Here is a 23,970-nt window from a genome sequence, read left to right on the forward strand (position 1 = left end):
AGCTACGAGCTACGAGCTACGAGCTACGAGCTACGAGCTAACAAGATTATTGATATATATGAAAAAGAGTAAAGTGAAAGCTTTACTCTTTTTTTATTGGTTTTGATAGCTGTAACAAATAGGCGCGGTAAATTTTCTAACACTATAATGCCCCTTTATGTGTTTCGACTGCGCTTTACCTCAGAGTATGGTTTGAAGTTTGACCTACTTTTACTATCACCAATACATCGAGTAATGTGTACAGATTATCTCATGCTTAACCCCCATCCTCTCTGTATATAAGAGGATGGATAGATTGTAATCCTGTACAATCAGGTGCAGCCAAGAGGTGACTGTATTGTTCTAGATTAACTTGAAAACACTTCTTTCAAGTGTGCTTTATACCTATCAAAGTCGTTTTCTACCTGAGGGTTTTTAATGACATCGTTACACATAAAGGTGCCCAAAGGAGACATGCCCAAAAACTGATGAGCTTTATGAAATGGCAAGTACACACCGTCAACACCTACCCCTTCAAAAAACTGAGAAGGATCAGTAAACGAATCTTGTGGGGCATTCCATGTAACCGAAAGCATATACTTTTTGCCTTGAAGCAACCCACCAGAACCATATTTTTTGTCGCTATCACTTCTTGTTCTCCCATCGCTTTGATACAAACGACCATGACCAAGGGTAAACACGTCATCAATATACTTTTTCACAATCCAAGGGGCTCCCATCCACCATGCAGGATTTTGGTGGATTACGACATCTGCCCATAACCATTTTTCAATTTCAGTTTCTATATCGTAGCCACTATCGACTTCAGTAACTTTGACATCATGGTTTAACTCGATTAAACATCCATGTGCTAGTTCTACCAACCTACGATTAAGTGTTCCTTCAGAGTGAGCAAACTTTTTACCGCCGTTGATAATTAATACATTACTCATTTTAATCATCCCATTCTGGAGCAAGACCATCAGGGCTCACTTGACGCCCATTGCGTTCAAGACCATCGATCAAATCAATGTCTTCAATCGTCAATCCGAGTTGCTTTGCTTGCAGGTTGCTGATGAGATTTTCGCGTTTGGTTGACGATGGGATCACGGCAAATTCCTTGGCTAATGCCCACGCCAACACTACTTGCGCTGGTGTTGCTTTGTACTTAGCTGCAATATCAATAATCAAAGATTCCTTTAAAACTTCACCATAGGCTAATGTCATGTAAGAGGTTACTTGTATACCGTTTTCTCGCATATATGAGACTAATTTCTGGTTTTGCAAGTATGGACTTAGCTCAATTTGGTTTGTAGCAATATTTTCTTTGCCTACTGCATCGAAGGCTTTGTGTAACAACTCAATATTGAAATTTGACACCCCAATTTCTTTAGTTAGCCCAAGGGATTTTGCCTCTAGCAGAGCCTGCATATACTCTTCGATATTTTCACTCTCACCAGGCCAGTGAATTAGTGTTAGATCCACATAGTCCATTTTCAGTTTCTCTAGACTTTCCTTGAGGCTTGGGATGAGTTCAGCCTTAGACATATTGTCTACCCAGATTTTGGTTGTGATGTACAACTCTTCTCTAGGTATGCCAGAATCCACTAATGCTTCTCCAATGCTCGCTTCATTACCATAGATTTGAGCAGTATCAATCGCGCGATAGCCAACTTCTAATGCGTTTAATACTGAACTTTTTACCACCTCGCCCTCTAAGCGAAAAGTGCCTACACCAAATGAAGGTACTGTCATAACGTCTCCAAAGTTTTTATGTTATTGCTGTGAGTACTAACTTTACTTGGCAGGACTGATTCATTAAAGTTAATATTAATCAATTTTTAATTTACAAAAGGTAACGAATGAAATCGACTTTGGATGAGATGAAGGCACTAGTCGCTGTTGTAGATACAGGAACGGTACGAGGGGCGTCAGAAATTCTTTCTATTACACCAGCTGCAGTGAGCAGAACTATCTCAAGACTGGAAACAAAACTAGAAACTACGTTATTGAGTCGTACTACTCGTAGGTTAAGTGTTACGTCAGAAGGAAGAATTTACCTAAAAAGAGTTCGAAAAATACTCGAAGAAGTTGATTTCGCAGAGGATCAATTAAGAGTCCAAAAAGATAAGCCTTCAGGTCTTTTACGAATTAATGCAGCAACGCCCTTCGCAATTCACGGACTTGCACCTTGTATTACCCATTACCAAACGCTGTACCCTGACGTTGAAATCGAACTGAATACAAGTGAAGAGAATATTGATTTAGTCGGAAAACAAACGGATATTGCTATCCGTATTGGTCAACTTAAAGATTCAACATTGAGAGCTGTATTTATTGGTAGCAGCAGAATACGCATTGTTGCTAGCCCTGAGTATCTAGAGAAATTTGGTGCGCCAAGTTGTATTGATGAACTATCCAGCCATAGGCTATTGGGATTTAGTAAGCCTGAGATTTTGAAAAATTGGCCACTCATGAATGAAAACGATAAGGTTTTTAAAGCAACGAGTAACTTGCAAGCAGATAATGGTGAGGTAATTCGACATTTAGCGTTAAGTGGAGCAGGCATCGCATGCTTATCTGATTTTATGACATATAGAGATAGGAAAAATGGCAGTTTGGTAGAGCTGTTCAAGGATTCTTCTCTCAGAATAGAGCAACCTATTCATGCCATTTACTATAAAAACTCAGCAACATCTCTGCGAATTTCATCATTTATCGAGTTTATCAAAAGTAACCTTAAAATTGATAATAATGAGTTCATGTAGCTCTTCCTTATCACCAGAGCTACACATTAGATTGAGTGATTTTCCATACTTTTAGTAATCCGTACGTTACTAATTTAGTGATGTCACTGACACGAAAATGTCCATCTTCGTTTCAACTATTCTGGCTGAAACGTTTTTGTCCAAAAACCACTGAGTAAATGCTCTATAGGTTGGCTTTGAGTGAATAGCGAACCTAAGCCCATGTCTGCCGAATGATTGAATTAAAAGTATCATAACGAGCAGGTAATACTCTGTTTTTTTTACAGACCAAATATAAACTTTCTATTACTGGTTGTTTAGGTTTGAAAACCTTTAAACGTTTAGGGAGATAAAAACTGTCAACGGCACTTTTGGGTAATACGGTAAAGCCAATGCCTTGAGCGATTGGTTCTAAGATTTGGCTAATTTGGTTAATTGAACCGACAACAGGAATTTTGCTAACATCTAGTTGTGTTAATTCTTGTTCTAATGATTGCTTAAAATACAAAGACAAATAATGTTCGGCATCTGGATGATTGATTAGCCCTAACTCTGAAAATAATCGCTCCCAGCTATTATTAACATTAGCTTTTTGGGGCAAAATCAAACACAGCTCTTCTTTGCCAAGCACTTCAAAATCAAAGAAACTTTCATTGGGTATATTGGTCACAATTCCTTGGTCAATATGTCCGTTTTTGATATCAGCCAAAATTTGATGATTAGGGGCTGCTTTAATATTAATGTGAATGTTGGGATGTTGATTTTGAAGTGGTAATAACCTTGGGTAAAGTAGTAACGCCACTGAACCAGAGCATGCTAAGGTGCATTCTCCTGATAAAGGGTCATCAAAGCTTAGTTGCTCAAAGAGAAACTTTTCATTCCTTATTAACGCTTTCGCATGGTTGTAAACCAACCGACCTTGCTCAGTAATTGAAAATGACTTCTTCTCTCTTTTAATTAACTTACATCCACACGCCTCTTCGAGTTTGTTGATGTGCTGGCTAACTCCCGGTTGAGTCATATAAAGTTTTTCGGCGGTTTGTGTAAAGTGCCCAACATCAACAAGCGTTATGAACGTTTCTAACCAAACAGGATTTAGCATACCATCACTTAATAACTTTAAATTATCATTTTCATAATAATCGATAATTTCATTTTATCAATAAGCGTTCATATAATTTACTCATTAATTAGATTTTATATTTCAGCAATATCTAGGAGAAAATTATGAAAATGAATCATGTTGGTATTATGGTTGGCGATATGGACAAAGCGGTTGAGTTCTACACTAAAGCGCTAGGCCTTAGAATTGTAATGAATAACACCAGAGTTATAGAAGAGCGAAAATCAGCAATCGGTCGCATGTGTATTGCGGTATTCGGTGAAGGCTTCAAAAGCTTTAATATTGCTCACTTAGTAACTACTGATGGTATCGGTGTTGAGCTGTTCGAAATGGTTGACCGCGAAGATTGCCACAACGTTGATTTCTCGCGCCTTGGTATCTTCCATTTCTGTTTACAGTTGCCAAAGGAGCAGTTTGAAACAGCAATTAAACGTGTTGAAGAGTATGGTGGCAAAGTTCGCATGGATATCCACCGTTATCATCCTGAAGATGAACTAAAGCAAGCGCAAATGGTTTACCTAGAAGATCCATTTGGCAACCTATTTGAGTTTTACTCTCACTCTTACGAAGATACTTACGCTTCAGACTACGAATAACATAAAGGAGTAGAAAATTTTCTAGTCTTTGTTTGTTGTTTCTGCCGAGGTGTTGGTTCATTTTTGTTGTTCATGTGTAGTTTAAAGTAGACGTACACTACTTGTTAATTCTGCATGGTCACAACGTGTATACAGCACGCAATAGTAATTAAAGGCTTATATCATCGGAGACTTTGGAGTTTAAGAGCAAGACTGAATAATTTTGAAATGAAGTGAGTCAATAGATGAGTAAAATCACTATTTATGAATTAGGCTAATTATTAAGCAACTTTTGTTTCATAAAATCAATAAATGCACGGTTTTTATTAGTCATGTATTTACTTTGCACAAACTGTAAGCAAATATCCCCCTGATAATTAAGCCCTAAACAAAAAGAGCAAAGTAAAAACTTTGCTCTTTATTCAGATTAAATAACGCAGGTTATTTTAGCGAGTCATTAATTTCTTTTAGTGTTGCCACTGGGTCTGCAGATTGGGTGATTGGGCGGCCAACGACTAAATAATCGCTGCCATCTTCAACAGCTTGCTTTGGTGTCATAATGCGTTTTTGGTCACCAGCATCGCTACCTGCAGGGCGAATACCTGGGGTAACCAGTTTAAAGTCTGCGCCTAGCTCTGCTTTTAACTTTTTCGCTTCTTGCGCTGAGCACACTACCCCATCAAGGCCTGATTCTTTAGCTAGTTTTGCTAGGTAGATAACCTGCTCTTCAGGTGTTTTATCTACACCTAAGCGAGTAAGTTCGGCGGCATCCATGCTGGTTAATACTGTTACTGCAATCAATAATGGTGCGTCATCACCAAACTGCTCTAATGCTTGCTTTGCTTTGGTCATCATTTCAACGCCGCCAGAAGCATGCACGTTAACCATCCATACACCCATTTTTGCAGCTGCTGTAACAGCTTTTGCAACGGTGTTTGGAATATCATGAAATTTCAGGTCTAAGAAAACATCAAACCCAAGATCTATTAGTTCTTTTACAAAGCTAGGGCCAAAATACGTGAACATTTCTTTGCCTACTTTAAGGCGACACGTTTCAGGCGATAATTGCTTTACAAACGTAAGCGCTGTTTGTTGATCGTCATAATCAAGGGCAATTAATACTTTTTTTGAATCTTCGACAGACATAACTTTCCTAAAAAACTAATGGACTAATATGAATTAAAAACCGTCTATGCCACGGCTTGGAACAATTGTTTCCCAGTGTTTACAAGATGGACACACCCAATAGATGGTATGACTGGTAAAGCCACAATGCTGGCACTGAAAATCAGGTTTGGTTGCGATATAAGAGGTAACCAATTTATCAATTTGATCTAATACATCTTTAATATCGTTATTTTGTTTCGCGAGCAGTTGTAATAAAAAGCTAAAGCCACGGATCGTGGGATGACGCTTTAAACTGTCGGTTAAAAATTTAATGGCTTGCTCAATATGCCCTTGTTCAAGGAGTGCTTGGCAATGCTTTATTTTTATTAATACCCCGCCTTTTTCAAGCAGTTCATTCAGTAAATCATGAAATTGATGCGTTAAGTTAAGTTTGTCATAACTCATCGCCAGCTCTTCAATAAACACAGGGGCAAAAAAGGTAAACTGGCTAATTAGCTCACGCCAATAGTAAATTGCTTTCACATAATCTTCTTTGGTAAAAGCGCTGTGGCCGAGCTCATACAAAGGGCGAATAGCTTTGTGGTTTAAGCTAATCGCCTTGCGCATAATTTGTGTATCGTTGTCTTGTAAAGCGGCTTCACAATAAAAATTAGCAATGGCTTTAACATGCTGCGGTTTTGTAAATAGCTCACTGTGCGCCTCGTACATGTTAATGCCTTTATCCCACTCTCGCGTTTGCGAATATAGGTTAATAATAGGCTCTAAGGCTTCTTTGTATCCGGCTTTCACAAGCCAGACTAAATGCTCTTCCGCACCATCTAACAGCCCTGCCATAATATAATCTTCGGCAAGCTCTAAACGGCTGGAGGCTGCTTGTTGTTCATCTAAACTGGGGTGTTTTAATAACAGCTCATGAATTTTAATTGCACGGTCTAACTCGCCACGACGGCGAAACATGGTCGCCAATGTTGAATAGTGTTCAACGGAGTCTGCTGCAACTTCAAGAAGATTAATTAAGTGTTCTAAGCCTTGGTCTTCTTCTCTGTCTAAGAGAAACTTTAGGCCTTTAGAATATTCAGAGGTGATTTGGCGATTAAGCTGATGAGCTTGGTTTTTAGCACTGTTTTTACCCATTATCCAGCCGTAACCGGCTGCAACGGGTAAAAGTAAAAACAGAAGCTCAATCATGATTAGGTGTCTTTATTAGCAACAAGCTTTTTATTGTTTTTTTCAGGCGCTAACTTTTTCTTTAAGCGATAATTTTGCCACTTTAACTGCGAAAACAGTGTCAAGCTTATAAAACAACCAATGGCGACACCTAAAATAAAGCAGATACTTATTACAACAGCTAAGGGCAACGTATTACTGGCAATTAAATAATTGATTTGCACAAGTTGTGGATTTTGTGAACCAAGTACAAATGCAATAAATAAGCACAGCGCTATTAATACAATTTTTAATACCCTAAACAAGTAACTACTCCTGTATAAAACTAGGCAATACTCGCATTTACGCGGTCACGTAATTCTTTACCTGGTTTAAAATGTGGTACGTGCTTACCGTCTAGCTCAACTGTTTCGCCAGTCTTTGGATTACGACCTGTGCGCGGAGAACGATAATGCAATGAGAAACTTCCAAAGCCACGGATCTCGATACGATCTGAGCTAGATAATGAACCGGCCATTTGTTCAAGAATTTCTTTAACGGCATTTTCAACATCTTTCACTGGAATGTGTGCGTGTTGTTCAGCTAGTTGTTCTATCAATTCTGACTTAGTCATAACGTTTCCTTAAAAAGAGATAAAGGAAGGGCAAAACTGCCCTTCCAATTAAAGACTATAGATTAGTCTTTTTGAGCATTTTTGAATGCTGCAGCCATTGCGTTTTCAAACGCTGGCTCTTCTTTCTTAAGCTTCTCTAGTACTTCTTTCTCTTCTGCTTCGAAAAGAGCTTTAACAGATAAGCTTAAAGTGCGGTTCTTACGATCAACACCAACGTATTTCGCTTCGATTTCGTCGCCTGCAGAAACTACAGTAGTAGCATCTTCAACGCGCTCTTGAGCGATATCAGCTACACGGATGTAACCTTCAACGCCTTCGATTAGCTCAACAGTTGCGCCTTTCGCATCAACTTCAGTCACTTTACCTTTAACAATAGCACCTTTTTTGTTTGCGTCCAGGTAGTTATTGAAAGGGTCAGCTTCGATTTGCTTAACGCCTAGAGAGATACGCTCACGCTCTGGGTCAACTTGCAATACGATAGCAGTGATTTCGTCGCCTTTCTTGAATTCACGTACAGCTTCTTCGCCTGGCGTGTTCCAAGAAATGTCTGAAAGGTGAACAAGACCGTCAATACCGCCTTCAAGACCGATGAAGATACCGAAGTCAGTGATTGATTTGATCTTACCAGTAACTTGGTCGCCTTTGTTTTGTAGACGAGCAAATTCTTGCCATGGGTTAGCAATACATTGCTTAAGACCAAGAGAAATACGACGACGCTCTTCGTCGATTTCAAGAACCATAACTTCAACAGTGTCACCTAGTGAAACAACTTTTGAAGGGTGGATGTTCTTGTTAGTCCAATCCATTTCAGAAACGTGTACTAGACCTTCAACGCCTTCTTCGATTTCAACGAAACAGCCGTAATCTGTAAGGTTAGTAACACGACCAGAAAGCTTAGAACCTTCTGGGTAACGACCAGCGATAGCTGCCCATGGATCTTCGCCAAGTTGTTTAAGACCTAGAGATACACGAGTTTTATCTTTGTCGAATTTAAGAACTTTAACTGCGATTTCGTCGCCAACATTAACGATTTCTGAAGGGTGCTTAACACGCTTCCACGCCATGTCTGTGATGTGTAGTAGACCGTCAACACCACCAAGGTCAACGAACGCACCGTAATCAGTAAGGTTCTTAACGATACCTTTAACTTCTTGACCTTCAACAAGGTTAGCAAGAAGTTCTTCACGCTCTTGTGAGTTTTCTGATTCGATAACTGCACGGCGAGAAACAACAACGTTGTTACGTTTTTGGTCAAGCTTGATTACTTTGAACTCAAGCTCTTTACCTTCAAGGTGAGTTGTGTCACGTACTGGACGAACATCAACAAGTGAACCAGGTAGGAAAGCACGGATTGAATCAACTTCAACAGTGAAACCGCCTTTAACTTTACCGTTGATAACACCAGTAACAGTTTCTTGCTCTTCACATGCTTTTTCTAAGCGGATCCACGCTTCGTGACGCTTCGCTTTCTCACGAGAAAGGATAGTTTCACCGAAACCGTCTTCGATTGCATCTAACGCAACATCTACTTCGTCGCCAACAGCAACTTCTAGTTCACCAGCAGCATTTTTGAATTGCTCAGCAGGGATTGCACTCTCAGATTTAAGACCAGCATCAACAAGTACGATGTTGTTCTCGATTGAGATAACTGTACCTTTAACGATAGAGCCTTGCTCTGCTTCAAAACCCTTTAGGCTTTCTTCAAATAACTGCGCAAAATTTTCTGACATTATACGTCTCTAAATAATTAAATAACCAATTAGCAACCATGCTGCATGGGGTTGTTAAAATAGCGCTGGCATCCTGCCGGCACATTAAAAAGTTTACTTTTTAGCTTTAGGGAGCTTACCCGCAAGTACGGCTTCGTCGACTAAAGTAATAACTTTATCAAACACTTGCATTGCATTGAACTCGCTAGTATCGATTTCAATGGCATCTTTTGCAGGCACAAGCGGCGCAACTTCACGTGTCATATCACGGTGATCGCGTGCTTTTATGTCCTCAAGTAGACCACTTAGTGTAACATCTAGTCCACGATCGTTCAACTCAGCAAAGCGACGACGCGCACGCTCCTCAGCAGTCGCTGTTAAATATATTTTTAATGGCGCGTCTGGAAACACAACCGTGCCCATATCGCGACCATCTGCAATTAATCCGCTTTCAGTACGAAACGCGCGTTGACGACGCAATAATGCTTCTCTTACGCGTGGTAAAGCAGCGACTTTTGAGGCTGCAGCACCAACTTCTTCGTTGCGAATTGTTGTTGTGACGTCTTCGCCTTCTAGTACAATTTTAGACGTGTGTGTTTGGCTATCTACCAAAAACTGTACATCTAAGTTTGCAGCCAGCGGCACTAATGCATCTTCATTGTCTAATTCAATTTGATGATGAAGTGCAGCAAGTGACAGCACACGATAAATCGCCCCGCTGTCTAATACATCCCAACCTAATTTCTCGGCTAACAAGCGACAAACAGTTCCTTTACCTGAACCACTTGGGCCATCAATGGTGATTACGGGCATTAATAACGCCTGCATTTATAACCTCCTGCAATGCACACCAAAATAAAACCGCAACATTATACGTCAGTTCTCGTAATAGATCCGCACTTTGAATGTAACTTTTTATATTTTCTTCTGTTTTATTGACTTGAGACAGACTCTAGTACCTTGAAAAACGTTGGAAAAGTTTTATATGTACACTTAGGATCATTAATGGTTATTGGCTTACCGCCAACGGCCACCATCGCAAAGCACATGGCAATACGGTGATCATTGTATGTATCTATCGCTACATCATTAAATGTTTTTGGCGGTGTAATTTCGATGAAATCTTCACCTTCGACTACCTCAGCGCCCACTTTACGAAGTTCTGTCGCCATGGCGTACAAGCGGTCTGTTTCTTTTACACGCCAGTTATAGATATTGCGGATTGCAGTTGTACCTTTTGCGAATAACGCAACAGTGGCCAGTGTCATGGCCGCATCAGGAATAGCGTTTGCGTCGATATCAACCGCGTTAAGTTCACCTTTACGCACAACCAGCTTTTCATCGTACCAATCAATCTTAGCGCCCACTTGTTCCATCACTTTAGCAAAGCCAATGTCACCTTGAACAGACGCAGCACCAACACCGTTAATTTCTATTTCACCACCCGCTATTGCGGCAGCTGCAACAAAGTATGATGCGCTCGATGCATCACCTTCGACCATAATGCGCTCTAGTGCTTGGTATTGTTGGCACCCTTTTACATAAAATACTTCGTAGTTGTCGTGTTTAACTAACACACCAAAACGCTGCATAACATCTAAGGTAATATCAATATAAGGTTTTGATACTAACGTACCTTTAATACGGATTTCTGTATCACCATTAAATAATGGCGCTGCCATTAATAAGGCCGTTAAAAACTGACTAGATATACTGCCGTCAATTTCAACTTGGCCGCCATTAATTTTACCGCCTTTAATGGCCAGTGGTGGATAGTCTTTATGTTTTAAATATTCAACATCACCACCCAGCGCATGCAGAGCATCCACTAAATGCCCAATAGGACGCTCTTCCATACGTGGCTCACCGACAAGCTCATACTCGCCCTCTACAGCGGCAAGAACCGCTGTTAAAGGCCGATAAGCAGTGCCAGCATTGCCGAGAAATAACGGCTCGCTAGGTGTTAAGAATTTACCTGCTACCCCTTCAACGGTCGCAACGGTTTTATCGTCATTTAAGGTAACATTCACACCCAATAGTTTAAGTGCGCCTAACATATGACGAATATCATCACTGTCTAGCAAATTTTCAACGACCGTGGTGCCCTGTGCAAGCGCCGCCAAAAGTAAAATACGATTTGATAAGCTCTTTGAGCCCGGCAGCGTGACACTGCCATTTACCTTTGAGATAGGTTCAAGACGAAGCTGTTCCATATTAGCTATTCTCCTTGGCGAATTTATCCATAAAATCAACCAAGGCTTGTACACCAGCAAGTGGCATTGCGTTATAAATACTTGCGCGCATACCACCTACAATGCGGTGGCCTTCGAGCGCCAGTAAACCCGCTTCTTTCGATTGTTTAATAAACTGGTCATTAAACGATTCATCGTTTAACCAAAATGGTACGTTCATACGCGATCGGCAATGCTTAGCAACTTTATTATTATAAAAATCTGAATTGTCGATAAAGTTATACAGCAATTCTGCTTTGGCAATATTTTGCTCTTCCATGGCTTTTACGCCACCGTTTGCTTCTAACCATTCAAACACTTCTGCTGCTAAGTACCATGCAAATGTCGGTGGCGTGTTGTACATGCTGCCTTGCTTTGCTTCTAATGCGTAATCAAGAATACCTGGTTTTTCGAGACCTTCGCGCTCAAGCAACGTTTTACGAATAATAACAATTGCTAAACCCGATGGGCCGATGTTCTTTTGTGCGCCTGCATAAATGACATCGAACTGGTTTACGTCAATTTCGCGTGACAAAATTGTTGATGACATATCGGCGACTATTGGCGCAGATGGGTGTGAAGGCACGTCAAAAATCTCAATACCATCAACCGTTTCATTTGGGCAATAGTGAATGTATGACGCATCAGCTGGTAATTCCCAGCTTGTCGCTGGTTTAATTGAAAACTGGCCATTTTGCTGCTCGTCATTACGAACATTAATACTTGTCACTGCAGTGAACTTTTCGGCTTCTTGTGTCGCGCCTTTTGACCACACACCGTTTTCACAATACACCGCGGGCTTATCTGCTAAATGCAAATTTAGTGGTACAGCACTAAATTGGCCTCGGCCACCGCCATGCATAAATAAAACTTCAAATTCGTCACTGATATTCATTAGACGACGTAAGCTTGCTTCACATTTTGCTGTAAGCTCTAAAAAGTCGCTACTACGATGGCTGATTTCCATCACAGATACGCCTAAACCTTGCCAATCTATAAATTCTTTTTGTGCTTTTTGCATTACTGCCGGCGGTAACATTGCCGGTCCTGCACAAAAATTATATTTAGTCATTACTTTGCCTCATTCCAGTAATTATAGTGCGGATAAAAAAAGCGGCCGAAGCCGCTTTTTAAATCAATGTTACTCTGAAGGTGGGTTATCAACCGTTTCTTCAGTATGTGTATCGACTACTTCAACGCCCTCGCCTTCGATGGCTTCAAGCTCATCAACTTCGATTTCTTCGATACGTTGTAAACCAACTACTTGCTCTTCGTCAATAGTTCGTATCAAAATAACGCCCTGCGTATTACGACCAACCGTAGAAACCTCATTAACACGAGTACGAACAAGCGTACCGCGATTAGAGATAATCATGATTTCGTCGTTTTCATCAACTTGTACTGCACCAACCACTGCGCCATTACGCTCGCTTACTTTGATTGATACAACACCTTGTGTTGCACGGCTCTTCGATGGGTAATCGGCAAGTGCTGTACGCTTACCATAACCATTTTCAGTCACGGTGAGGATTGCACCGTCTGTCTTAGGCACAATTAACGACACAACGCGTTGGTCGTCTGCCATCTTAATACCACGCACACCGGTTGCAGTACGACCCATTGGGCGTACACCTTTGAAGCGGATTTCAGGGTTACCCTCTTCATCAAGTACCGGATTGCCATTTTCATCAACGACGGTCGACTCTTCCGCTTCTTTAAAGCGTACTACCTTGCCTGCGTCTGTGAATAGCATGATTTCGTTTGTACCATCAGTGATATCAACACCAATTAGGCTATCGCCTTCATTTAGGTTGACCGCAATGATACCGCTTGCACGTTGACGGCTATAAGCTGTTAATGGTGTTTTCTTAACTGTACCAAATGCTGTAGCCATGAAGATGTATTTATCTTCTTCGTACTCACGTACAGGTAGAATTGCAGTAATACGTTCGTCAGCTTCAAGTGGCAGTAAGTTCACAATTGGCTTACCACGCGCTGCACGGCTGGCAAGTGGTAATTGGTATACTTTCAGCCAGTATAAACGACCAGCAGTCGAGAAGCACAGAATCGTATCGTGTGTATTTGCAACAAGGAGACGTTCAATGAAATCTTCATCTTTCATCTTCGTTGCTGATTTACCTTTACCACCACGACGTTGTGCTTCGTAGTCTGATAATGGCTGATACTTCACATACCCTTCATGAGAAAGCGTTACGACAACGTCTTCTTCATTAATTAAGTCTTCAAGGCTGATATCGTGAGCTGCTGCACTGATTTCTGTACGGCGCTCGTCGCCATATTGTTCTTTAATTTCAACTAGTTCGTCGCGAATAACTTCCATAAGGCGATCTGGGGTTGAAAGGATATAAAGTAGTTCAGCAATAAGATCGAGTAGTGTTTGGTACTCGTCTAAGATCTTCTCATGCTCAAGACCCGTTAGTTTGTGTAAACGTAGGTCAAGGATCGCCTGTGCTTGTTGCTCAGATAAATAGTACTCACCATCACGAATACCTAGCTCTGGTGCTAGCCAATCAGGACGCGCTACATTTTCTTCACCGGCTTTTTCAAGCATGGCTTTAACAGTGCCTAGTTCCCAAGACCTTGCTGTTAAAGCTGCTTTTGCTTCAGCAGGCGTAGGTGATTTACGAATTAACTCAATGATTGGGTCGATATTCGCAAGGGCAATCGCTAAGCCTTCAAGCGTATGGGCACGGTCACGGGCTTTGCGTAAATCAAATACCGTACGACGGGTTACTACTTCGCGGCGGTGAATGATAAATGCTTCAAGCATTTCTTTTAAGTTGAAACACTTAGGCTGGTTGTTATCAAGTGCAACCATATTCATACCAAACACGGTTTGTAACTGTGTTTGTGCATAAAGGTTATTCAGAATAACTTCACCTACATCACCACGTTTAATCTCGATAACGATACGCATACCGTCTTTATCTGATTCATCACGGAGTGCGCTAATGCCTTCAATTTTTTTGTCTTTAACAAGTTCAGCGATTTTTTCAATCAAGCGTGCTTTGTTAACTTGGTACGGAATTTCGTGGACGATGATCGTTTCACGACCCGTTTTTTCGTCTACTTCAATTTCTGCGCGTGCGCGGATGTACACTTTACCACGACCCGTTAGGTAAGCTTGCTCTATGCCTTTCTTACCATTAATGATCGCGGCTGTAGGGAAATCTGGACCTGGGATATATTCAATCAGATCAGCAATTGTCATATCTGGGTTTTGGATCAGTGCCAAACACCCATTAATAACTTCAGTTAAGTTATGTGGCGGAATGTTCGTCGCCATACCAACCGCAATACCCGATGAACCATTCACTAATAAGTTAGGTACTTTCGTCGGTAATACGTCAGGAATTTGCTCCGTACCATCATAGTTAGGTACGTAATCAACCGTTTCTTTTTCGAGGTCGGCTAATAGCTCATGTGACATTTTTGCCATACGGACTTCCGTATAACGCATTGCTGCCGCAGAGTCACCGTCAACTGAACCAAAGTTACCTTGGCCATCAACAAGCATATAGCGTAACGAGAAAGGCTGCGCCATACGTACGATGGTGTCATATACCGCGCTGTCGCCATGTGGGTGGTACTTACCGATTACATCACCAACAACACGTGCTGATTTTTTGTAAGGCTTATTCCAATCATTATTGAGTTCGTTCATTGCGAATAAAACACGACGGTGAACAGGTTTTAGACCATCACGTACGTCTGGCAATGCACGTCCTACAATTACGCTCATTGCGTAATCAAGGTAGGAGTTTTTTAATTCATCTTCAATATTGACTGGCAGAATTTCATTGGCGAGATCAGTCATTTGATTTCACATTCCTTCAGTATTGACTCATAAAGAGGCAAAGCGCCGCCTTTAGAGCTTTAGTTATTATTTCATGACCATGCTACCACAATTAATTTAGATTTACAGGCGCTAAATCTTTGCGATTTATTAATTTACCCCTATATAATGGCCTCAGATTGACGAGGAAGTTTTTTATGACCGAACATCAAAATGTAGATAATGCAGAAATTGCAAAGTTTGAAGCCATCGCTGAACGTTGGTGGGACCGCGACGGAGAGTTCAAACCTCTTCATGAAATAAATCCTCTTCGCTTGGATTTTGTTGCCGACAAAGTTGGCGGCTTATTTGATAAAGAAACCTTAGATGTTGGCTGTGGTGGCGGCATTTTAAGTGAAAGCATGGCACGCATGGGAGCTAAAGTAACAGGCATAGATATGGGTCAAGAGCCATTAACCGTTGCTAAGTTACACAGTTTAGAAACCGGTATCCCTGTTGATTATATGAAAGTACCGGCTGAAGAGTTTGCTAAAGAGCACCCTGCTCGCTTTGATGTAATCACCTGTATGGAAATGTTAGAGCACGTGCCAGACCCTGCTTCTATCATCCGTGCGGTCGCTGAGCTTGCAAAACCTGGCGCAGATGTATTCTTTTCGACATTAAATAAAACACCTAAAGCGTATTTATACGCCATTGTGGGTGCTGAAAAGTTATTAAAAATGGTGCCCGAAGGCACGCACGACCACAAAAAGTTTATAAAACCCGCCCAATTAATTGCATGGGCAGAAGACGCAGGCTTAAAAGTAAGAGCAAGCACAGGCCTCAGCTATAATCCATTTTCTAAGCAATACAGTTTAAATGACGATGTGAGTGTTAATTACATTCTTCATTTTGAGAAACTTGCCTAATGGCTGGTTGTAATCCTGATATCGCTTTTGATGCCTTTATTTTTGATTTAGATGGCACATTACTCGATACTGCGGATGACCTTGGCGGCGCATTAAATCGCGTATTAGCAGATGCGAATATCGCGCCTGTTGATAAAAGCATTTATCGCCCAGCAGCGTCAAATGGGGCCAATGCATTATTAGAGGTCGGCTTTGGTGATAAATGGCCCGACGTTGAACAATTAGCATTAAGGCAGCAACTGCTCGACTATTATGCAGAAGACATTGCGATTCATAGCAAGTGCTTTAATGGCATTGAGCAACTTCTCGCCTCACTTGAGCAAAACAGCATTAAATGGGGGATCATGACCAATAAGCCCGGCTTTTTAACCGAGCCATTGGTGCAAGCTATCCCAAGCCTTGCTAATGCCATGGCTGTCGTGAGTGGTGATACCTTAGCAGTTGCTAAACCATCGCCAGAGCCACTTATTCATACTGCAAACATGCTCGATGTTGATCCAACGCGTTGCTTATACATAGGTGATGCCGAACGCGACATACAAGCAGCAAAAGCTGCCAATATGTACAGTGCAACTGCACTTTGGGGTTATATACCAAGTGTGGATACCGCACTGAGCTGGGGCGCAGATTTTAACTGGCAATCTCCAACTGATGGATTTATCCATATATAGTGTTAGTTTTAAGTTAAAACACCATATATTGTGATTGGGTTGAGTTTTAAGCAAACTTTGTTGATAAAAAAAACAGTCAGAAATTATTTTTAAAAACGATAATTTTTGTAGATCTTGAGTTGATTTTTACAAATTTCATCATCAATGAATGATCAAAGGTTAATGCTCACTAACACAATTCGTTTATCCAATAGTTATCCACAAAATGGGGCATTTCTATCCCTTGCAAATGATCGCAGACCACACTATCTTGTGATCTGCGTTTTAAAGAACACCAGATATTGTGGCTAAATGTTATTCAATTGACTCATGCTGGTGCTAATAATAATTATAATTAAGAATACCTTTGTCACTAAAAATATAATTTCCCAAGGAATACAGGCAAAACTATGAACCAACAGCTATCTGTAAGCAAACGTGACGGCCGTAAAGAGTCACTTGATCTAGATAAGATCCATCGCGTCATCGCTTGGGCCGCCGAAGGTCTAAATAATGTGTCTGTGTCACAAGTTGAATTGAAATCACATATTCAATTTTACGATGGCATTCGTACTGACGACATTCACGAAACTATCATTAAAGCAGCAGCCGATCAGATCTCTAAAGATACCCCTGATTATCAATACCTTGCTGCTCGTTTAGCTGTATTCCATTTACGTAAGAAAGCGTATGGTCAATTTGAGCCGCCGCGTTTATACGACCACATTACAAAACTGGTTGAAGACAAACGTTATGATCAACACTTACTCGTTGATTACACTGAGCAAGAAATTGACGAGTTAGATGCGTATATTGATCATAACCGTGATCTAAACTTCAGCTATGCCGCTGTAAAGCAGCTTGAAGGGAAATACCTAGTACAGAACCGTGTAACGGGTGAAATTTACGAAAGCGCGCAGTTTTTATATATCTTAGTGGCAGCGAGCTTATTCTCTGACTACCCTCGAGAAACACGCCTTGATTACATCAAGCGCTTTTATGACGCGGTTTCGACATTCAAAATTTCATTGCCGACTCCTATTATGGCTGGTGTGCGTACACCTACGCGTCAATTTAGTTCATGTGTACTGATTGAGTGTGGTGATAGCCTTGATTCAATTAATGCGACATCATCTGCGATTGTAAAATACGTATCACAACGTGCAGGTATTGGTATTAATGCGGGCCGTATTCGTGCTTTAGGTAGCCCAATCCGTAACGGTGAAGCATACCATACTGGGTGTATTCCATTTTATAAACACTTCCAAACGGCGGTTAAGAGCTGTTCTCAAGGCGGTGTCCGTGGTGGTGCAGCAACCCTATTCTACCCGCTGTGGCATTTAGAAGTTGAAAACTTATTAGTCCTTAAAAATAACCGTGGTGTTGATGACAACCGTGTTCGTCATCTAGATTACGGTGTACAGTTCAACAAATTAATGTACAGCCGTTTAATTAAAGACGACTACATTACTTTATTCAGCCCATCAGACGTACCGGGTCTTTACGATGCATTCTTCGAAGACCAAGCTAAATTTGATGAGCTATACGTAAAATACGAGCAAGATGAGTCGATTCGTAAAAAACGTATTAAAGCGATTGAGCTGTTCTCAATGTTCGCACAAGAGCGTGCTAGTACAGGTCGTATTTACTTACAAAACGTTGACCACTGTAATACTCATAGCCCGTTTATCTCAACGGTAGCACCGATCCGTCAGTCTAACTTATGTTTAGAAATTGCATTACCGACTAAGCCACTTAGTAACGTAATGGACGAAGAAGGCGAAATCGCACTGTGTACACTTTCTGCATTCAACTTAGGTGCAATTGAGTCACTTGATGAGTTAGAAGAGCTTGCTGAACTTGCAGTACGTGCGCTTGATAACTTACTTGATTTCCAAGACTACCCTGTCCCTGCAGCGAAAAACGCAACCATGGGTCGTCGCACGTTAGGTATTGGTGTCATCAACTACGCATACTACCTTGCTAAAAACGGTAAACGTTATTCTGACGGTAGTGCAAATGCATTAACGCACCAAACATTTGAAGCAATTCAATATTATTTAATGAAAGCATCAAATGAGCTTGCTAAAGAACGTGGTGCTTGCCCTAAATTTAATGAAACAACGTACTCGCAAGGTATTATGCCAACAGATACGTACAAGCGCGACCTTGACCAAATCTGTGATGAACCTCTTCACTTAGATTGGGATACACTGCGCGCAAACATTAAAGAACATGGTATGCGTAACTCAACATTGTCGGCATTAATGCCATCAGAGACTTCATCACAAATCTCTAATGCAACAAATGGTATTGAGCCACCGCGTGGACACATCAGTGTTAAAGCAAGTAAAGATGGTATCTTGAAACAAGTAGTACCAGAGTATGAGCGCCTAAAAGACAATTATGAGCTACTTTGGGATATCCCATCAAACGATGGTTATCTGCAATTAGTGGGCATCATGCAGAAGTTCGTTGACCAAACGATCTCTGCGAATACAAATTATGATCCATCTAAGTACGAAGGCGGTAAAGTACCTATGAAGGTGCTTTTAAAAGACCTCCTTTCAGCATATAAACTGGGTGTTAAAACGTTGTATTACCATAACACCCGTGATGGCGCTTCAGATGCTCAAGATGAGCTTACACCTGAGGTGGAAGATGATGGTTGTGCAGGCGGTGCTTGTAAAATCTAATTAAATTAATAACATACACAAGCGGGCTCCTTAGCCCGCTTTGTCCTGACTGTTTTTTGAGTATTCACTATGTCATATACAACTTTTAGCCGAAACCATAATAACCAATTACTAGAACCGATGTTTTTCGGCCAGACGGTAAACGTGTCACGTTACGACCAACAAAAGTACCCTATCTTCGAGAAGCTAATTGAAAAGCAATTATCTTTCTTCTGGCGTCCTGAAGAAGTTGACGTAAGTAAAGACCGTCTTGATTTTCAAGCTTTACCTGACCATGAAAAACACATTTTTTTAAGTAACTTAAAATACCAAACATTACTTGATAGTGTGCAAGGTCGTTCGCCTAACGTTGCCTTACTGCCAATTGTGTCAATTCCTGAACTTGAAACGTGGATTGAAACATGGGCATTTAGTGAAACAATTCACAGCCGTTCTTACACGCACATTATTCGTAACGTAACGCAGTCACCTGAGCTTATTTTTGATGATATCGTGAGTAACGAAAAAATCAGTGAACGTGCCGATGCGGTGACAAAGTATTACGATGAATTAATCAACATGATTTCGATTTACAACCTTTACGGTGAAGGTAAACATGTGATTAATGGTGAAGAAGTTAAAGTGAGCTTGTTCGACCTTAAAAAGTTGCTTTACCTTGCGATGATGTCGGTTAATATTCTGGAAGCAATTCGTTTTTATGTCAGCTTTGCATGTTCATTCGCGTTTGCTGAACGCGAGCTAATGGAAGGCAATGCAAAAATCATTAAATTAATTGCGCGTGATGAAGCTCTTCATTTATCAGGCACACAACACATCTTAAACATTATGCAAGACGGTAAAGACGATCCTGAAATGGCGATTGTTGCAGCGCAATGTAAAGATGAAGCAATTAAAATGTTTGTTGATGCCGCAGAGCAAGAAAAAGACTGGGCTGAATACCTGTTTAAAGATGGCTCAATGATTGGCTTAAACAAAGATATTTTATGCCAATACGTTGAATACATTACAAATGCGCGAATGACTGCGGTAGGCTTACCTGCTCAGTTTGAAAGTAAGAGCAACCCGATTCCATGGATCAATTCGTGGTTAGTCTCTGATAACGTGCAAGTTGCACCGCAAGAAGCCGAGATAAGTTCTTACCTTGTTGGTCAAATCGATTCTCAAGTTGATGCATCAGACTTTGGTGATTTCGATCTGTAATGAGCACTAAACACACTGCACAGGTTATCCTTGCAGGAACAGACAGCCAGAGTATAGATTTTGACTCTGGCTGTTCATCTCTCCTTGAATGCCTTGAACAACATAAAATAGATGTCCCCTATCAATGCCGCGAAGGATATTGCGGTGCTTGTCGTGCTCAGCTTGTAGAAGGCGACGTACGTTATAATCAAGAGCCCCTTGCCTTTGTGCGTCCAGGTGAAGTATTACTGTGTTGTAGCAAACCTAACGGTAAAATCACTATTGAACTTTAATGCCATACAAGATCACGTGTTTGGTAAAAATGGTGTTTATCTGCCACGCTAATCGTTTGCTGATCAATGGTAATATCCCACTGCAAATTTTTACTTAGATGAGTAACGAGTTGTTCAATAAACTGGCTATCGAAAGCAATAAGGTGACTGTTGCTGATCAACGCAAGCTGACGTTGATACTCATTTAACCAGTCACTTTCAAGCGTGGTGACAACCCACAGTTCATCAACACGCTTAGCAATTTTAGTTAACATGGATATATCAGGCTGATCAACAGACAGCCACGTCTCATAATGCTCATCGAGCGCTTTTATTGACACATCGGGTTGATTGTTTTTTAGCCGAGCATTGATAGTTGCCTGCTTATTATGCGAAAACAAACAATAGCTCAGCAATTTGAGCACAAAATGCTGATAACTTTCCCCTCTGTCACAGGCGGTGGTGAAGGTTTCCTGATGATTACAATGCTCACGTAAATCTGCGATGGTGAACTGCGCCTTAAATACTCTATTTTTATCAGACATAACCACGGGCCATACCGATTAAATAATCTAAGTATAGTGTATGAAATTTAAATCGCGACAGTTTATAAGTTATAGTATAACGTTATTGCCATTGAAAAATGGTGGTGTTATATTATATCACAACACTCAACAACCAACGTAAAAAGTAGTAACAATGAAGCAATTTTCAATTATTTCTAGTGCTGTTGCCGCTGCACTGTTTTCTCAATCAAGCATTGCTGCTGTTATCACAGGCCAAGTAGTAGATAAAAATCAACAACCCGTTGTTAATGCACAAGTCCATGTGCATGGTAAATCACAGGCTGTAATGACTGACGCGCAAGGTGAATTTAAAATTGATGTCGACAGCAAAGGTCAACTTCATGTAAGCAAAGATAATTTCATTGATAAGCGTGTTGATATTAATGGTGATGATCAATCTGTTGTTGTTACTTTGACGCCTACATCCGTAGAAACCGTTGTTGTGTATGCGTCAGCCTTACACAAAAACAGCTTAGAGATGATCTCACCGGTTAATGTGTTATCAGGTGACAATTTAAAAAATAAAGCGAAACCGACTCTAGGTGAAACTTTAAAAGGCTTACCGGGTGTTAATGCCAGTTATTTTGGTCCCGTTTCATCAAGCCCTATTATTCGTGGTTTAGATGGCCCGCGTGTTAAAATTACACAAAATGGTTTAGACAGTAGTGATGCATCTCGTATCGGACCCGATCATGCCACCTCAAATGACAGTTTAGCAGCAGAGCAAATTGAAGTGCTTCGTGGCCCAGCTACCCTACTTTATGGTTCAGGCGCAATTGGGGGTGTTGTAAACGTTGTTGATAACCGTATTCCTACCGATAACATCGAGACATTGACAGGTGCGGCTCAATACACACACGACACAGTATCAAATACGAATACCTATGCAGCTAAGTTAGAAACAGGTAACAACGGTTTCAACTTCCATTTTGATGGCACAAAACGCACGGGTGACGACTACAAAACTCCCACGTTTGAACTTCCAGAAGAGCATGAAGAACACGAAGGTGAAGAACACGCTGAGCACGAGACTGCTAACAGCGTAGAAAATACCTTTATAGACAGCCAAACCGTTAACTTTGGAACTAGCTACGTTGGTGAACATTTAACGTTAGGCGTGTCATATGGCCGTATTGAAACAGATTATGGCATTCCTGCCCATGAACATCATGGCCACGCTCATGAAGAAGAAGCTGAACATGAAGAAGCTGGACATGGCGAAGAAGCCCATGAAGAATCTGTATTTGCTCAGTTAGAGCAAGATCGTTGGCAAGGCTACATGAGTTACGCTCTTCATAATAACTGGATTGAAAACATCTCGTTGCGCGTAGGTTATACAGATTATAAACATGCTGAAATTGAAGACGGTGAAGTTGGAACGGTGTTCAGTAACAAAACAACTGAAGCGCGTGCGACAGTCGAGCATAAACTTGGTCTTTGGCACGGTATGGCTGGTTACCACTATACAGAGTCTGACTATGATGCCGATGGCGAAGAAGCGTTCACACCGGCTAGTGTAACAAAATCAAACGCGCTATTTTTACTTGAGGAAAAACAATTTGGTGATGTCACTGTTGAACTAGGTGCGCGCATCGAAGATTACCAAATCGATTCTGCTGTCACATTGGCTGAACATCATCATGATCATGCAGAAGAAGCGCATGATGAAGAGGAAGAAGCTGAAACAATTAACTACAGTGCCGATTTCACTAACTTAAGCTTATCTGCGGGTGCTATTTGGCAATATCAAGAAGGCCAAAGCATTGCGCTTAGCGTGTCTCACTCGGAACGTGCGCCATTAAGTGCAGAACTACTCTCGAATGGTGTTCACATTGCAACAGGTACTTATGAATTAGGCTTAGGTTATCATATTGAAGAAGGTGAAATTCACTTTGAACCTGAAGACATCAAACAAGAGACTGCAACAAACTTTGATTTAAGTTTCCGTCGTTTCATTGGTGACTTTGGTTATACAATCAACTTTTTCTATAACGACATTGAAAACTTCTATTACCAACAAAATACGGGCTATTTCTTTGATGAAGAACATGGCTTAGAAATGGCAGAAGAAGTACACGATGATGCCATGGCGGTTTACCAATTTACCAGTAAAGATGCCAAATTGTATGGGTTAGAATTTGATGTGCACTATCAAGTTTCACCTAGCACCTTAGTGAAAGTGTTTGGTGATTCGACGACAGCTAAATTAAAAGATGACAATAACTACTTACCACGAATCCCAGCGAATAAATTGGGTTCAGAGTTACAGTATACCGTCTCTGATTGGCAGTTTAGCCTAACAGGTACACATTACTTTGAGCAGTCAGACATCACTGCCTACGAAACAAAAACAGAAGGGTACACTTTGTTTGATGCGTCAGCGAATTATCAACTTGACTTAGGCCCAGTAGATACACAGCTTTATATCAACGTTGATAACATAACAGACGAACTTGGCTTTGTTCACAGCTCGTTTATTAAAGAAAAAGCGCCACTACCGGGCAGAAACTTCAGCCTAGGTATCCGCGGTTACTTCTAAAAAGTAACGAATATAAAAAACCCTTTCACTTTAATAAGTGAAAGGGTTTTTTATTAACTTTTAAAAAAGTT

The 23,970-nt window shown here is 40.9% G+C and carries 21 protein-coding genes; 8 read left to right on the forward strand and 13 right to left on the reverse strand.

The features are described from left to right. Positions 1 to 347: 347 nt before the first annotated feature. Both BM378_RS00500 and dkgB read right to left on the reverse strand, forming a co-directional pair. Positions 348 to 932: an NAD(P)H-dependent oxidoreductase gene (locus BM378_RS00500; RefSeq protein ID WP_065979895.1), complete on the reverse strand. Its 585-nt coding sequence runs from the start codon at positions 930 to 932 to the stop codon at positions 348 to 350. A 1-nt stretch (position 933) separates the two neighbouring features. Continuing rightward, positions 934 to 1,734: a 2,5-didehydrogluconate reductase DkgB gene (gene dkgB / locus BM378_RS00505; RefSeq protein ID WP_074988246.1), complete on the reverse strand. Its 801-nt coding sequence runs from the start codon at positions 1,732 to 1,734 to the stop codon at positions 934 to 936. Positions 1,735 to 1,841: 107 nt separating this feature from the next. Here dkgB and BM378_RS00510 point away from each other — a divergent pair, with 107 nt between their 5' ends. Beyond that, entirely contained in the window at positions 1,842 to 2,747 is a 906-nt protein-coding gene (locus tag BM378_RS00510; RefSeq protein WP_065979893.1) for a LysR family transcriptional regulator, read from the forward strand. Positions 2,748 to 2,940: 193 nt separating this feature from the next. Here the strand turns inward: BM378_RS00510 and BM378_RS00515 are convergent, their stop codons facing one another. After that, complete coding sequence (locus BM378_RS00515) at positions 2,941 to 3,828, reverse strand: LysR family transcriptional regulator (RefSeq protein ID WP_074988247.1); 888 nt, start codon at positions 3,826 to 3,828, stop codon at positions 2,941 to 2,943. A gap of 125 nt (positions 3,829 to 3,953) precedes the next feature. Here BM378_RS00515 and BM378_RS00520 point away from each other — a divergent pair, with 125 nt between their 5' ends. Further along, on the forward strand, positions 3,954 to 4,445 hold the full coding sequence (locus BM378_RS00520; protein WP_065979891.1) for a VOC family protein: 492 nt from the start codon (positions 3,954 to 3,956) through the stop codon (positions 4,443 to 4,445). 420 nt (positions 4,446 to 4,865) lie between these two features. On the opposite strand, the gene pyrF is transcribed toward BM378_RS00520, so the two are convergent. The 9 genes from pyrF to gyrA all read right to left on the reverse strand — a co-directional run bounded on the left by pyrF (position 4,866) and on the right by gyrA (position 15,110). Beyond that, on the reverse strand, positions 4,866 to 5,570 hold the full coding sequence (gene pyrF / locus BM378_RS00525; protein ID WP_036968566.1) for an orotidine-5'-phosphate decarboxylase: 705 nt from the start codon (positions 5,568 to 5,570) through the stop codon (positions 4,866 to 4,868). Positions 5,571 to 5,603: 33 nt separating this feature from the next. Then, entirely contained in the window at positions 5,604 to 6,740 is a 1,137-nt protein-coding gene (gene lapB / locus BM378_RS00530) for a lipopolysaccharide assembly protein LapB (RefSeq protein ID WP_065979890.1), read from the reverse strand. Positions 6,741 to 6,742: 2 nt separating this feature from the next. Next, entirely contained in the window at positions 6,743 to 7,024 is a 282-nt protein-coding gene (locus BM378_RS00535; RefSeq protein WP_036968572.1) for a lipopolysaccharide assembly protein LapA domain-containing protein, read from the reverse strand. Between the two features lie 20 nt (positions 7,025 to 7,044). Further along, positions 7,045 to 7,332, reverse strand: a complete 288-nt coding sequence (gene ihfB, locus BM378_RS00540) for an integration host factor subunit beta (RefSeq protein WP_036968575.1) — start codon at positions 7,330 to 7,332, stop codon at positions 7,045 to 7,047. Between the two features lie 62 nt (positions 7,333 to 7,394). Further along, the gene (gene rpsA, locus BM378_RS00545) at positions 7,395 to 9,062 is read right to left on the reverse strand and encodes a 30S ribosomal protein S1 (RefSeq protein ID WP_036968578.1); all 1,668 of its coding nucleotides are present in this window, start codon (positions 9,060 to 9,062) and stop codon (positions 7,395 to 7,397) included. A gap of 93 nt (positions 9,063 to 9,155) precedes the next feature. Next, the gene (gene cmk, locus BM378_RS00550; RefSeq protein ID WP_036968581.1) at positions 9,156 to 9,869 is read right to left on the reverse strand and encodes a (d)CMP kinase; all 714 of its coding nucleotides are present in this window, start codon (positions 9,867 to 9,869) and stop codon (positions 9,156 to 9,158) included. A 104-nt stretch (positions 9,870 to 9,973) separates the two neighbouring features. Further along, entirely contained in the window at positions 9,974 to 11,254 is a 1,281-nt protein-coding gene (aroA, locus tag BM378_RS00555) for a 3-phosphoshikimate 1-carboxyvinyltransferase (protein WP_074988248.1), read from the reverse strand. A 1-nt stretch (position 11,255) separates the two neighbouring features. Further along, complete coding sequence (gene serC / locus BM378_RS00560; protein WP_074988249.1) at positions 11,256 to 12,344, reverse strand: 3-phosphoserine/phosphohydroxythreonine transaminase; 1,089 nt, start codon at positions 12,342 to 12,344, stop codon at positions 11,256 to 11,258. A 69-nt stretch (positions 12,345 to 12,413) separates the two neighbouring features. After that, positions 12,414 to 15,110: a DNA topoisomerase (ATP-hydrolyzing) subunit A gene (gene gyrA / locus BM378_RS00565; RefSeq protein WP_036968590.1), complete on the reverse strand. Its 2,697-nt coding sequence runs from the start codon at positions 15,108 to 15,110 to the stop codon at positions 12,414 to 12,416. Positions 15,111 to 15,286: 176 nt separating this feature from the next. Between gyrA and ubiG the strand changes: the two genes are divergently transcribed. From ubiG to yfaE, 5 genes are all read left to right on the forward strand, one after another. Further along, entirely contained in the window at positions 15,287 to 15,997 is a 711-nt protein-coding gene (gene ubiG / locus BM378_RS00570) for a bifunctional 2-polyprenyl-6-hydroxyphenol methylase/3-demethylubiquinol 3-O-methyltransferase UbiG (RefSeq protein WP_074988250.1), read from the forward strand. Then, on the forward strand, positions 15,997 to 16,668 hold the full coding sequence (locus tag BM378_RS00575; protein WP_074988251.1) for an HAD family hydrolase: 672 nt from the start codon (positions 15,997 to 15,999) through the stop codon (positions 16,666 to 16,668). Before ubiG ends, BM378_RS00575 begins: the two co-directional genes overlap by 1 nt. 389 nt (positions 16,669 to 17,057) lie before the next feature. Beyond that, complete coding sequence (nrdA, locus tag BM378_RS00580; RefSeq protein WP_036968599.1) at positions 17,058 to 19,343, forward strand: class 1a ribonucleoside-diphosphate reductase subunit alpha; 2,286 nt, start codon at positions 17,058 to 17,060, stop codon at positions 19,341 to 19,343. A gap of 69 nt (positions 19,344 to 19,412) precedes the next feature. Beyond that, positions 19,413 to 20,543, forward strand: coding sequence for a class Ia ribonucleoside-diphosphate reductase subunit beta (gene nrdB, locus BM378_RS00585; protein ID WP_036968602.1), 1,131 nt, complete (start codon positions 19,413 to 19,415; stop codon positions 20,541 to 20,543). Next, positions 20,543 to 20,815, forward strand: a complete 273-nt coding sequence (gene yfaE / locus BM378_RS00590) for a class I ribonucleotide reductase maintenance protein YfaE (protein WP_036968605.1) — start codon at positions 20,543 to 20,545, stop codon at positions 20,813 to 20,815. Before nrdB ends, yfaE begins: the two co-directional genes overlap by 1 nt. On the opposite strand, the gene BM378_RS00595 is transcribed toward yfaE, so the two are convergent. Next, positions 20,812 to 21,339, reverse strand: a complete 528-nt coding sequence (locus BM378_RS00595; RefSeq protein ID WP_065979888.1) for a YaeQ family protein — start codon at positions 21,337 to 21,339, stop codon at positions 20,812 to 20,814. The genes yfaE and BM378_RS00595 overlap by 4 nt on opposite strands. Before the next feature lie 154 nt (positions 21,340 to 21,493). Between BM378_RS00595 and BM378_RS00600 the strand changes: the two genes are divergently transcribed. After that, positions 21,494 to 23,899 carry a TonB-dependent receptor gene (locus BM378_RS00600; RefSeq protein WP_074988252.1) on the forward strand — a complete coding sequence of 802 codons (2,406 nt, stop codon included), beginning with the start codon at positions 21,494 to 21,496 and terminating at the stop codon, positions 23,897 to 23,899. Positions 23,900 to 23,970: the final 71 nt, after the last annotated feature.

This window comes from Pseudoalteromonas lipolytica, from assembly GCF_900116435.1.
In the GTDB taxonomy this organism is placed as follows: Bacteria; Pseudomonadota; Gammaproteobacteria; order Enterobacterales; family Alteromonadaceae; genus Pseudoalteromonas; species Pseudoalteromonas lipolytica.

Excerpts from the sequence above, each read along its gene's own strand:
- pyrF (WP_036968566.1), bottom strand. The coding sequence starts at position 5,570 with ATGTCTGTCGAAGATTCAAAAAAAGTATTAATTGCCCTTGATTATGAC.
- BM378_RS00600 (WP_074988252.1), top strand. The coding sequence starts at position 21,494 with ATGAAGCAATTTTCAATTATTTCTAGTGCTGTTGCCGCTGCACTGTTT.
- lapB (WP_065979890.1), bottom strand. The coding sequence starts at position 6,740 with ATGATTGAGCTTCTGTTTTTACTTTTACCCGTTGCAGCCGGTTACGGC.
- gyrA (WP_036968590.1), bottom strand. The coding sequence starts at position 15,110 with ATGACTGATCTCGCCAATGAAATTCTGCCAGTCAATATTGAAGATGAA.
- BM378_RS00520 (WP_065979891.1), top strand. The coding sequence starts at position 3,954 with ATGAAAATGAATCATGTTGGTATTATGGTTGGCGATATGGACAAAGCG.
- ubiG (WP_074988250.1), top strand. The coding sequence starts at position 15,287 with ATGACCGAACATCAAAATGTAGATAATGCAGAAATTGCAAAGTTTGAA.
- aroA (WP_074988248.1), bottom strand. The coding sequence starts at position 11,254 with ATGGAACAGCTTCGTCTTGAACCTATCTCAAAGGTAAATGGCAGTGTC.
- yfaE (WP_036968605.1), top strand. The coding sequence starts at position 20,543 with ATGAGCACTAAACACACTGCACAGGTTATCCTTGCAGGAACAGACAGC.
- ihfB (WP_036968575.1), bottom strand. The coding sequence starts at position 7,332 with ATGACTAAGTCAGAATTGATAGAACAACTAGCTGAACAACACGCACAC.
- nrdA (WP_036968599.1), top strand. The coding sequence starts at position 17,058 with ATGAACCAACAGCTATCTGTAAGCAAACGTGACGGCCGTAAAGAGTCA.
- BM378_RS00500 (WP_065979895.1), bottom strand. The coding sequence starts at position 932 with ATGAGTAATGTATTAATTATCAACGGCGGTAAAAAGTTTGCTCACTCT.
- BM378_RS00595 (WP_065979888.1), bottom strand. The coding sequence starts at position 21,339 with ATGTCTGATAAAAATAGAGTATTTAAGGCGCAGTTCACCATCGCAGAT.
- BM378_RS00575 (WP_074988251.1), top strand. The coding sequence starts at position 15,997 with ATGGCTGGTTGTAATCCTGATATCGCTTTTGATGCCTTTATTTTTGAT.
- dkgB (WP_074988246.1), bottom strand. The coding sequence starts at position 1,734 with ATGACAGTACCTTCATTTGGTGTAGGCACTTTTCGCTTAGAGGGCGAG.
- BM378_RS00515 (WP_074988247.1), bottom strand. The coding sequence starts at position 3,828 with ATGCTAAATCCTGTTTGGTTAGAAACGTTCATAACGCTTGTTGATGTT.
- rpsA (WP_036968578.1), bottom strand. The coding sequence starts at position 9,062 with ATGTCAGAAAATTTTGCGCAGTTATTTGAAGAAAGCCTAAAGGGTTTT.
- serC (WP_074988249.1), bottom strand. The coding sequence starts at position 12,344 with ATGACTAAATATAATTTTTGTGCAGGACCGGCAATGTTACCGCCGGCA.
- BM378_RS00510 (WP_065979893.1), top strand. The coding sequence starts at position 1,842 with ATGAAATCGACTTTGGATGAGATGAAGGCACTAGTCGCTGTTGTAGAT.
- cmk (WP_036968581.1), bottom strand. The coding sequence starts at position 9,869 with ATGCAGGCGTTATTAATGCCCGTAATCACCATTGATGGCCCAAGTGGT.
- nrdB (WP_036968602.1), top strand. The coding sequence starts at position 19,413 with ATGTCATATACAACTTTTAGCCGAAACCATAATAACCAATTACTAGAA.